The sequence below is a fragment of the Variovorax sp. YR752 genome (genome assembly GCF_943372545.1).
The window spans coordinates 1-10,124 of the sequence record NZ_CALRZC010000272.1; the positions used below are offsets into that span (position 1 = coordinate 1).

At 65.0% G+C, this 10,124-nt stretch carries 10 protein-coding genes; 7 read left to right on the forward strand and 3 right to left on the reverse strand.

Going from position 1 to position 10,124, the window contains the following annotated elements; genetic code table 11:
• A partial coding sequence (locus AAG801_RS36515) for a LysR family transcriptional regulator (RefSeq protein WP_341892819.1) occupies positions 1–824 on the reverse strand: 824 nt, incomplete at its 3' end.
• Positions 825–1,022: 198 nt separating this feature from the next.
• Between AAG801_RS36515 and AAG801_RS36520 the strand changes: the two genes are divergently transcribed.
• On the forward strand, positions 1,023–2,156 hold the full coding sequence (locus tag AAG801_RS36520) for an MFS transporter (RefSeq protein ID WP_341892828.1): 1,134 nt from the start codon (positions 1,023–1,025) through the stop codon (positions 2,154–2,156).
• A gap of 11 nt (positions 2,157–2,167) precedes the next feature.
• On the opposite strand, the gene AAG801_RS36525 is transcribed toward AAG801_RS36520, so the two are convergent.
• The gene (locus AAG801_RS36525) at positions 2,168–2,878 is read right to left on the reverse strand and encodes a VOC family protein (protein WP_341892820.1); all 711 of its coding nucleotides are present in this window, start codon (positions 2,876–2,878) and stop codon (positions 2,168–2,170) included.
• A gap of 9 nt (positions 2,879–2,887) precedes the next feature.
• On the reverse strand, positions 2,888–4,306 hold the full coding sequence (locus AAG801_RS36530; protein ID WP_341892821.1) for an MFS transporter: 1,419 nt from the start codon (positions 4,304–4,306) through the stop codon (positions 2,888–2,890).
• 193 nt (positions 4,307–4,499) lie between these two features.
• On the opposite strand from AAG801_RS36530, the gene AAG801_RS36535 reads away from it, so the two are divergent.
• From AAG801_RS36535 to AAG801_RS36560, 6 genes are all read left to right on the forward strand, one after another.
• A complete protein-coding gene (locus AAG801_RS36535) occupies positions 4,500–5,822 on the forward strand; it encodes an ABC transporter substrate-binding protein (protein WP_341892822.1) in 1,323 nt (440 codons plus the stop codon).
• A complete protein-coding gene (locus AAG801_RS36540; RefSeq protein ID WP_341892823.1) occupies positions 5,767–6,717 on the forward strand; it encodes a branched-chain amino acid ABC transporter permease in 951 nt (316 codons plus the stop codon). The genes AAG801_RS36535 and AAG801_RS36540 overlap by 56 nt, the downstream gene beginning before the upstream one ends.
• The gene (locus AAG801_RS36545; RefSeq protein ID WP_341892824.1) at positions 6,714–7,649 is read left to right on the forward strand and encodes a branched-chain amino acid ABC transporter permease; all 936 of its coding nucleotides are present in this window, start codon (positions 6,714–6,716) and stop codon (positions 7,647–7,649) included. The genes AAG801_RS36540 and AAG801_RS36545 overlap by 4 nt, the downstream gene beginning before the upstream one ends.
• Positions 7,646–8,386, forward strand: coding sequence for an ABC transporter ATP-binding protein (locus AAG801_RS36550; protein WP_341892825.1), 741 nt, complete (start codon positions 7,646–7,648; stop codon positions 8,384–8,386). The genes AAG801_RS36545 and AAG801_RS36550 overlap by 4 nt, the downstream gene beginning before the upstream one ends.
• Positions 8,387–8,396: 10 nt before the next feature.
• Complete coding sequence (locus AAG801_RS36555; protein ID WP_341892826.1) at positions 8,397–9,101, forward strand: ABC transporter ATP-binding protein; 705 nt, start codon at positions 8,397–8,399, stop codon at positions 9,099–9,101.
• Between the two features lie 41 nt (positions 9,102–9,142).
• Positions 9,143–10,124 (forward strand): amidohydrolase family protein (locus AAG801_RS36560; RefSeq protein ID WP_341892827.1); only part of this gene is annotated, 982 nt, incomplete at its 3' end.

Here is a 10,124-nt window from a genome sequence, read left to right on the forward strand (position 1 = left end):
TGCCAATCGGGCACGACCTCGACGAGCTCGCCCCGCGCCAGGTCGTCCTTGAAGAGCCAGCTGGACCCGACGCACACACCCAGACCATTGAGCGCCGCGCTACGCAGCGCGAACAGGCTATCGGTGATCATGCGCGGGGCGATCGACAACTGCTGCCGCTCGCCGGTGGACGTATGCACCAAAATCATCTCGTTGCGGTAGTAGGTGCGCAGCGCCAGCCAGGGCCAGTCCGCCAACATGCAGGCGTGGGTGGGGGTGAGCCGGCCGGTCAGCACGCTCGGGGCTGCCACTGCGATGCGCGGCACTTCGGAGAGCTTGCGGGCCACCACCATCGGATCGGTCACCTCGCCAACATGGATGGCGCAATCGACACCCTCGGCAACGAAATCGGGCTGCCTGTCGTGAAGCAGCCATTCCACGGACACCCGCGGGTAGCGCCGCAGGTATTCGGCCAGCGGACGCACCAGCAGCTCCTGTCCGAAGGCGTGCGGCACAACCACGCGCAAAGTACCTTCGGGTTCGTTGTCAACGCCGCGCATTTCGGCGTCGAACGCATGCCAATCGGCGAGCATCACTTTCGCCCGTTCGAAGCACCGCTCACCGTCCTCGGTGAGCTTCATCGAGTGGGTCGATCGTTGCAGCAGTTTTACGCCGAGCCAGAGTTCCAAGGCCTGCAGGCGGCGGCTCACAGTTGGCTGTGTCGAGCCCAGTTGAACGGCCGCTGCGGAAAGACTTCCAGCCTGCACGATGTGGACGAACGTCTGCAAAAGCTCCACGCGGTCGCTGCTGGAGGCGGTGACGTGATCTGGCCGACTGGATGTCATGAACCTCCCTTGTATACGGTTTGCGAATAAGCATTGTTCGGTTTGTGATGCTACCAATCAATCGCCTGGGAAGTCAGACTTGCAGCATCGAAATGCTTAAGGGTTAACGCCATGTTAGATATTCAAAATACGCATGCATCAAATGCTTTGGGTGGCAGGCCGGCTGAACCGGTGGGACTCGCACCCTCGCTCACCTGGATGCTGGCAGCTGGGGCCGGCTTGTCGGTGGCTTCGCTTTACTACAGCCAACCCATGCTGGGCGTGCTGGGCGCAGACGTCGGCGCCTCGACACAGTCCGTTGGCCTGTTGCCAACGCTCACCCAGTTCGGTTACGCGATGGGCATCTTGTTGCTGGCGCCGCTGGGCGACCGCCGCGACAGGCGCACCATCATCCTGATCAAGGCAGCCGTGCTCTGTGCAGCACTGTTCATGGCCGCGCTCTCGCCTTCCATTTCCACGCTCTTCGTGGCCAGCCTAGTGATCGGCTTGGCCGCCACGATGGCGCAGGACATCGTGCCGGCAGCCGCCACGCTCGCGCCTGAAACGCATCGCGGCAAGGTCGTCGGCACAGTCATGACAGGGCTGCTATTCGGCATCCTGCTCTCGCGCGTGGTCAGCGGGTTCGTCGCCGAGCACTGGGGATGGCGGTCGATGTTCGCGTCGGCCGGCGTCAGCATCGCCGTGGTCGGCCTCGTCGCTTGGTACCGACTTCCGCGCTTCAAGGCGACCACGCACCTGTCGTACTTCGCGCTGCTTCGCTCGCTCGGGGCGCTGTGGAATCGGCATGCCGAGTTGCGTCGTGCGACTTGGTCGCAAGGCCTTCTTTCTGTCGGGTTCAGTGCCTTCTGGTCGACGTTGGCGGTCATGCTGCACGCAGCGCCTTTCAACCTCGGCGCAGCAGCTGCCGGCGCCTTCGGCCTGGCGGGCGCGGCCGGCGCGCTTATCGCACCGGTGGCAGGGCGAATTGCGGACCGGCACGGTCCGGCACTCGTCGCCCGCCTGGGCGCGGGTCTGGTTGTCGGGTCGTTCGCGATTATGGGGCTGTCGGCGTTCATGGCGCCGGGTGCGCAGCTCTGGTTGCTCGTGGCGAGCGCCGTCGGCTTCGACCTCGGCATCCAGGCCGCATTGATCGCTCATCAGTCGATCGTCTACGGCATCGATCCGGGCGCACGTAGCCGGCTCAATGCGGTGCTGTTCACCGGCATGTTCATCGGCATGGCCATTGGATCCGCGCTGGCGGCTGTGCTGTTCGCCCATTTCGGGTGGATGGCGGTCACGGCCCTGGCCACGGCTTCCGCACTCGCGGCCCTCGTCCTGCGCATGACGCGCTGAGAGCTCGCGTGTCAGGCCCGCTCGATGCGCACCGCGGGGCGACGGATCTCGATCACGCCCCGGTCGGTCTGGACGCCCATCGCGTAGAAGCCCGCAGGGCCGGCGTTGTAGCGGATCTCGAACGGGAAGTTCGAGGGCGACCCGACGTCGCCCAGCCAGGCGGCCAGCGCCGCTTGCGTCTCCCCGATTTCAATCCACGCGAGCCCTCGGCCTTGCACGTCACCCGAGCCGGGCACTACGGGCAGGCTGCCCGCGTGCGCCGCATCGGCGCCAGGCTTGAAGTACAGGTTGGGTTTGCCGGCAGGCCACGCCACCATGGCGCTGGGCGTCTGCAAGGCGAAGCCCCGGCTGCCGTTCATCATCTGGCGGCCGGCGGTCTTGCCCGTGGTCTCGGGATCTACACGCGTGCCGTGATGGGCCGCGAAGGCCTCGAGTTCCTCCGGCGTGTCGCAGCGGAGGCACCAACCGATGAACCGGTCGCCGTCCTGTGCTTGACGATCCATGAAGACGGCCAGCGGTTCTCCCCGCTTCAACGCACGCGCATCGATCACGCTTTCGACTTCGATATAGATGTCCTGCGCCAGCGGCACCACCCGGTGTCCGATGCCGTAAAGAGGAAAGAACCCGCCGTCATAGTTTCCGATGCCGGTTTCGTTACTGAGTCTGAATGTCGACTCGTAGACGTTGGGAGCAGCCATGCAGACATGGTCGAAATAAATCATCAGGGGCTTTCAGAGCGAAGGGGCAAGGGCTTTGTCACTGGCGCGCAGCAGTCCTGTGCGCCGCATCAAGAGACTCGCGACGAAGACCAGCGCGGCGCCAAGCAGTGCCGCGATGGCGAGGACCAGCAGTCCCGCGTCATAGGAACCCGTACGGTCCTTGAGGTAGCCGATGAAGTAGGGGCTGAACATGGAGCCGACGATGCCGAAGGAATTGACATAGGCGAAGACGACGGCCGCCGTCTTGCCTCTGACGCCGATCGCGGTCAGCTGCCAGATGCAGATTGGGCCGCTGACCAAGCCGGCCGTCAGCAGCGACAGCCCGAGGATCGACGCGGAAAGATTTCGCACGCTCACAAGAATCGCAATGCCCACCGCGGCTGTGATGAAAGAAGCAATCGCGTGCCAGACGCGTTCGTTCGTCTTGTCGGAGTGCGCGACCCAGAACCAGTACAGCGTCATTCCGATGATGCTCGGTATGGCGGACAGCAAGCCAACCTGCACGGTCGACAGTGTGGTGCCGAAGAGGCGCCCGAATTCCTGCACGATCTGCGGCGTGAAGATCAGGCTCGCGTAGAAGCCCATCTGCGCCGTCGCATAGGCGAGCGACAGCAGGACCAGGTGAGGTTGCAGAAGCGTTGCGCGCAAGGGCTTTTCGACCTGCCCCGGAGCGGCCACGCCATCGGACTCCCTGGCTGCGATGACCTCGCGCTTTTCGTCGCTCGTGAGCCAGTCCGCCTCTTCGGGTTTGGAGGTCAGGTAGCGGGCGGAATAGAAGCCCAGCAGCACCGGCAGCAGGCCCTCGACGAACAGCATGATCCGCCAACCCGAGAACCCCATGAGGCCGTCGGCGTACTGAACGATGGCGGCCGACATCGGCGTGCCGACGATCACGGCCCAGGGCAAGACCAGGATCACGAGCATGCGCCCGCGCATGCTCGGCGGAAACCACAGCGCCAGGCAATAGATCAGCCCCGGAAAAAGTCCCGCCTCCGCGAAGCCGAGGAGCATGCGCACCGCAACGAGTTGCCAGCCGTTCTGCACGAAGGCGGTGCAGGCGGAGATGAGCCCCCAAGTGACCATGATCCGCGTGAGCCAGACGCGCGCGCCGATCTTGTGCAGGATGATGTTGCTGGGAATCTCCAGCAGCAGGTAGCCGATGAAGAACAGGCCGGCGGCCAGGCCGAAGACCTGCTGGGAGATGCCCAGCTCCGCATTCATGCGCAAGGCGGCCGTGCCGATGTTGATGCGGTCCAGATAGGCCATGGTGTACATCAGCATCAGGATCGGGACGATGCGCCGGATCACCTTTCGCTGAACCGACGCGGAAAGAGTAGCAGTCATTTCGTAAGCCAATAAGGTCAGGAAGTTGGCGAGCGGGGCTCGCGTTCGAGGATCCGCTGTCCCTGTGCGCGGCGCAGCGTTGATCAAATGATCAATGTCAGCTTGACGTCCGAAAAGGACATTCTTTCTCTGAATTTCAGATCTGATAGGTCTGATTCAGCGATGCGAGCAAGCTATCGATTGATCACCAAAAATCGCAGCGCGTTTTCTGAGAACTCGGGAAAACCCGATATCTCGAATAGAAATTCTGTCTTGCCGTAGCTCTTTTGATCTTTTAATATTGATCAATCGATCATTAAGTAAAATTAAAGATCGAAGAAATACAAGTTCCACCCCACAGATCGGAGACACCATGACCATCGACCGCAGGCGCTTCATCGCAACCGCCGCAACCGCCGGCGCCACGCTCAGCCTCCCCATGCTGGCGCGAGCCCAGGCCGCAGCCGAACCCTTGCGCCTGGGGCTGCTGACGGCCAAGACGGGGCCGTTCGCCTCGGGCGGTCTGGACATGGAACGCGGGCTGCAGGCCTACCTCGCCGCCAACGGGCAGATGCTGGGCGGACGCAAGGTCGAGCTGATCGTCGCCGACACCGGCGGCGTGCCGTCGGCGGCACGAACCAAGACGCAGGAACTCATCGAGCGCGAACGCGCGCAGGTGCTGATGGGCCCGCTGGCGGCCTTTGAGGCGCTAGCCACCGACGACTACATGCGCGCCCGGAAGATCCCGGTGTTCCCCGTGGCCGCGGCCGAAGACATGACGCAGCGCAAGGCCAGCCCCTGGCTGTTTCGCGCAAGCTCGACGTCGGCGCAATGCGCCCATCCGCTGGCCGACTACTGTGCGAAGAAGCTCAAGTACAAGCGCATGGTGCTCGTGGCGGACGACATCGCGTACGGACACGAAATGACCGCAGGTTTTCAGCGGGTCTTCGAAGAGGCGGGCGGCAAGGTCGTGCAGAAGCTTTTCCCGCCCCTGACGGCGCCCGACTACGGCACCTTCCTGGCGCAACTCAGTCGCGAGGCAGACGCGGTGTTCCTCGGCTTTGCTGGCTCCAATGGGTTCCGCTTCATTCGGCAGTTCAACGAGTACGGCCTGCGAGGCAAGCTCGCGCTGGTCGGCGGCATGACCGCACTCGATGAGGCCGTGCTTCGCAATATGGGGGACGAGGCCCTGGGCATCGTCACGGTGAACTGGTATTCGGCCGAACTCGCCAACCCGATCAACGCTGCGTTCGTCGCGTCTTTCCGCAAAGCCTACAGCTACGACCCGGGTTTCTATGCGGCCTGCACGCACGTCAGCGCCTCGGTGCTCGATGCCGCGCTGGCGCCGATGAAGGGCAAGGCCTTCGACAAGGAGCAGCTGCGCGCGTCGCTGCAGCAGACCGAGGCGACGACGGCACGCGGCCCGGTGAAGTTCGACAGCTACGGAAACGTGGTGGGCAACGTCTATGTGCGAAAGGTCGAGCGCAAGGAAGGCCGGCTGGTCAACAGCATCATCGATACCTACGACAACGTGAGCCAGTTCTGGACGTACGACCCCAAGAAGTTCCTTGCCGAGCCGGTCTATTCGCGCGACTGGCCGCCCGCGCGGAATCTGGTCGGCTGAACGCTTCAAAGAATCTCAGCGTATCGGCAGAACCATGCAATTCTGGTTGACCCAAACACTCAACAGCCTCGCCCTCGGTGGCCTGCTGCTGTTGCTCTCGTCCGGCTTTGCGCTCATCTTCGGATTGATGCGCATCGCCAATCTCACCCACGGCGCACTGTTCATGATGGGCGCCTACGTCGCGGCCAACGTGGCACGCGCAGGCTGGGGATTCACCGCCGCCGTGGTGGCCGCGGCGCTGGCGACCGCAGTCATCGGCGGGCTGATCGAGCGGCTGGTGCTGCGCCGCCTCACAGGCAATTCGCAGGCGCAGGTTCTCGCCACGCTCGGGCTGTCCTTCATTGCGGCCGACCTGTGCTTGGTGCTGTGGGGCGGCGACCCGATACCGGTCGCGCCGCCGGCCTTCCTGGCGGGACCCGCCAGCGTCTTCGGCTTCAGTTTTCCGAGCTACCGGCTGGCGGTCATCGTCATCGCGGTCGTTGCGGCGGTCTTGCTGTTCCTGCTGCTCGAGCGCACCCGACTGGGCGCGCGCATACGTGCCGGCGTCGACGACATGCCGATGGCGCGCGCCGTGGGCATCCGAGCCTCGGCGCTCTTCACGAGCGTGTTCTGCCTTGGCGCGGCGCTGGCCGGACTGGGCGGGGCCGTGGGAGGACCGATGTTGTCGGCCTATCCGGGCTTGGACGCGGACATGCTTCCGCTGGCGTTGATCGTCGTGATCCTGGGCGGCGTCGGCAGCCTCGTGGGAACCTTCATTGCGAGTTTCATCATCGGGTTCATCTATACCTTCGGCACTGCGCTGGTTCCCGACCTGGCGTATGTGATCCTCTTTCTGCCGATGATCGTCGTGCTGGCCTTCCGCCCTGCCGGCCTGCTGGGGAGTGCACGCGCATGAAGAAACTTGCATGTCTCCTGCTGCTTGCGCTGCTGGCGCTGCTCCCGGCAGTGCTTGGCGAGTATTACGTCAACCTCGGCAGCCAGATCATGATCGCCGTGATCTTCGCCACCAGCCTCAATCTGCTCGTCGGCTACGCCGGCCTCACGTCGTTGGGGCACGCGGCCTATCTCGGCCTGTCGGCGTACATCGCCGGCTGGCTGGCGCTGCACCTCGGCCTCGGCCACGCCATGGCGGCACCGCTCACGCTGTTGGCCACCACCGCCATCGGCGGCGTGTTCGGGTGGATCGCGCTGCGCGCCTCGGGCCTGAGTTTCCTGATGCTGACCCTGGCGCTGTCGCAGGTCGTCTGGGGCGTGGCCTATCGGTGGACCGCTGTCACCAACGGCGACAACGGACTGTCCGGACTCACGCGGCCCATGCCATTTGGCATCGACATGGAGAACAGCAATGCCTACTACTGGTTCGTTCTTTTGATCACGGCCCTGGTGCTGGTGGTGGTCGCACGCCTGGTCGACTCTCCCTTCGGCGCGTCGCTGCGCGGCACACGGGACCAGGCGCGGCGCATGAGCTCGCTCGGCTACAACGTCTGGGCGATCCGCTGGTGCGCCTTCGTGGGTGCCAGTTTCCTGGGCGCGGTGGCCGGCCTGCTGTACGTCTACTTCCACAAGTACGTGCATCCCAGCGTGCTGTCGGTCACCGCCTCGGCGGAGGTGCTGCTCAGCGTGATCGCGGGCGGCGCGGGCACCCTGGGCGGACCGGTCGTCGGCGCGGTGCTGGTCGTACTGCTCAAGAACTACGCATCGGGCTACATCGAGCGATGGAACATGTTGCTGGGTGCGGTGTTCGTGTTCATCGTGCTGGTGATGCCGCACGGCATCGTGCCGGGGGTGCGCGCGCTGCTCGCCCGAGGCAAGGGAGACCGCGCATGACCGCCGCTCTCGAAGTCCGCGGACTGAAGAAGTCCTTCGGAGGCATTACCGTGACGCAGAACGTCTCTCTCACCATGCAACCGGGCGAACGGCGCCTGATCATCGGACCCAACGGCGCGGGCAAGACCACGCTGTTCGGGCTGATCGCCGGCGAGCTCCGCCCCGACGCGGGTGCGATCCGCATCTTCGGAACCGACGTGACCCGGCTGCCGGTGCCGGCGCGCGCCCGTTGCGGGCTGTCGCGCACCTACCAGATCATCACGCTCTTCGCCAAGGACACGCTCGCGCACAACGTGGTGCTGAGCTTGCTGGCACCGATGGCGCTGCGACACAACGCAGCGGTCGACCTGTCGAGGCGCACCGACCTGCACGACCGCGCGGTCGAACTGCTCGAAGGCGTGGGCCTCGGCGCCAAGGCGCTGCACCGCGCGTGCGACGTGTCGTACGGCGAGCAGCGCCGGGTCGAGCTCGCCCTGGGCTTGGCACAACGCCCGCGCCTGCTGCTGCTCGACGAGCCGCTGGCGGGCCTGTCGCAGGACGAGCGCGCCGTGGTGCAGCGGCTCATCGCGAAGGTGTCGCGCGAGACCGCCATCCTGATGATCGAGCATGACATGGATGTCGCGCTCGAGTTCGCCGAACAGATCACCGTGCTGCACTACGGGCAGGTGATCGTCGAGGGTGACCGCCAGACGGTCGTGAACCATCCGAGAACCAAGGAGATCTATCTTGGCCACTGAAGCATTGCACGTGAACAAGCTCGACGTCTGCTACGGGCAGAGCCAGGTGGTGTACGGACTGTCTCTGACGCTGGGCGAAGGCCGAGTGCTTGCGCTGCTGGGCCGCAACGGCGCCGGAAAGAGCACGTCGCTGAACGCGTTCGCGGGGCTGCTGTCGCCGCGGGGCGGCACCATCCGGCTCGGTGGCATGGCCGTGGAGCGCATGTCGCCCGAAGGCATCGCGCGCGCCGGCATGCGGCTGGTCCCGCAGGGGCGACGAATCTTCCCGAGCCTCACGGTGCTCGAGAACCTGCAGGTTGCGGAACAGGCCGCCACGCGCACTACGCCATCCGAACAGGCTTGGAATCTCGAGCGCGTGTACGCCACCTTCGCCCGCCTGCGGGAACGCTCGCGCCAGCGTGCGGGCACGCTATCGGGCGGCGAGCAACAGATGCTCGCGATCGGCCGCGCACTGATGGGCAACCCCCGCGTGCTCCTGCTGGACGAACCGTCGGAAGGGCTGGCACCCATGATCGTCGCGGAGGTCGCGCAGGCCATCAAGACGCTGAAGGCCGACCGGCTGTCCATCGTGCTGGTAGAGCAGAACTTCCACATGGCGCTCGACGTCGCCGACGACGTGGTGGTGCTCAACACCGGCCATGTCGTGCATTCCGGCACGGCCGACGCGGTCCGAGCCGAGCCGATGCTGGCCACTCGTCATCTCGGCGTGTTCTGAATTTCCCCACGCATCTTTTTCGCAATCCGAGGATCATCCCCATGCTCTACACCTGCTCGCCGCACTGCACCGACCCGACCCATGCGCACGGCGCCACCACCGCGCCCCGGCGTCGCGCGTCGGCGCTCTCTGCACCGCGCGCTGCCAGCGCCTCCACGCCTGCGCGCGGCCAGCGCAACCCCGTGGTCGACGTTCATTGCCACTACCTCAACCCTGACGTGGTGAAGGCCAGCGCAGACCTCGACGTCGGCTCGCACGACCCCAGTGTGATCTACGCCAACGAACTGACACGGCAGACGAACGTCGCGCAGATGCGAGATCGCGGCCCCAAGCTCACGGGTATCGACCAGCGGCTCGAAGACATGGACCGCATGGGCATTGACATCCAGGCGGTCAGCCCGGCACCATTCCACTACTTCTACTTCGCGTCGCCCGAGCGCGGCGCCAAGCTGGCCCGCCAGGTGAACGAGGGCATTGCCGCGCTGGTGGCCGCCACGCCCGAGCGCTTCGTTGGCCTCGGCTCGGTGCCCCTGCAGAACGCCGAGCTTGCGATCCAGGAGCTGGACCACGCAGTCGGGACCCTCGGTCTGCGCGGTATCGAGATCAACACCAACGTGAACGGACTCAACCTCACGGACCCATCGCTCGGCCTGGAGCCCTTCTTCGCCCGTGCCGACCAGCTCGGCGCCGTGCTGTTCCTGCACCCTGTCGGGTACTCGGACGGTGCGCGGCTGACCAACCACTACTTCAACAACGTTATCGGCAACCCACTGGACACGACGGTGGCCGTGAGCCATCTGATCTTCGACGGCGTGGTGGCCCGTTACCCGAACATCAAGTTCATCGCGGCGCACGGCGGCGGCTATGTGGCGCACTACTGGGCGCGCATGGACCATGCATGGCGCGCTCGCCCCGACTGCCGCACGGTGATCGACCGGGCGCCGTCGAGCTACCTCAAGACCTTCTACGTCGACACCATGGTCTTCGACCCCGAGATGCTGCGGCACCTGGTCGACACTTTCG

Coding starts and splice junctions, on each gene's coding strand:
- AAG801_RS36545 (WP_341892824.1), top strand. CDS start 6,714: ATGAAGAAACTTGCATGTCTCCTGCTGCTTGCGCTGCTGGCGCTGCTC.
- AAG801_RS36525 (WP_341892820.1), bottom strand. CDS start 2,878: ATGATTTATTTCGACCATGTCTGCATGGCTGCTCCCAACGTCTACGAG.
- AAG801_RS36520 (WP_341892828.1), top strand. CDS start 1,023: ATGCTGGCAGCTGGGGCCGGCTTGTCGGTGGCTTCGCTTTACTACAGC.
- AAG801_RS36550 (WP_341892825.1), top strand. CDS start 7,646: ATGACCGCCGCTCTCGAAGTCCGCGGACTGAAGAAGTCCTTCGGAGGC.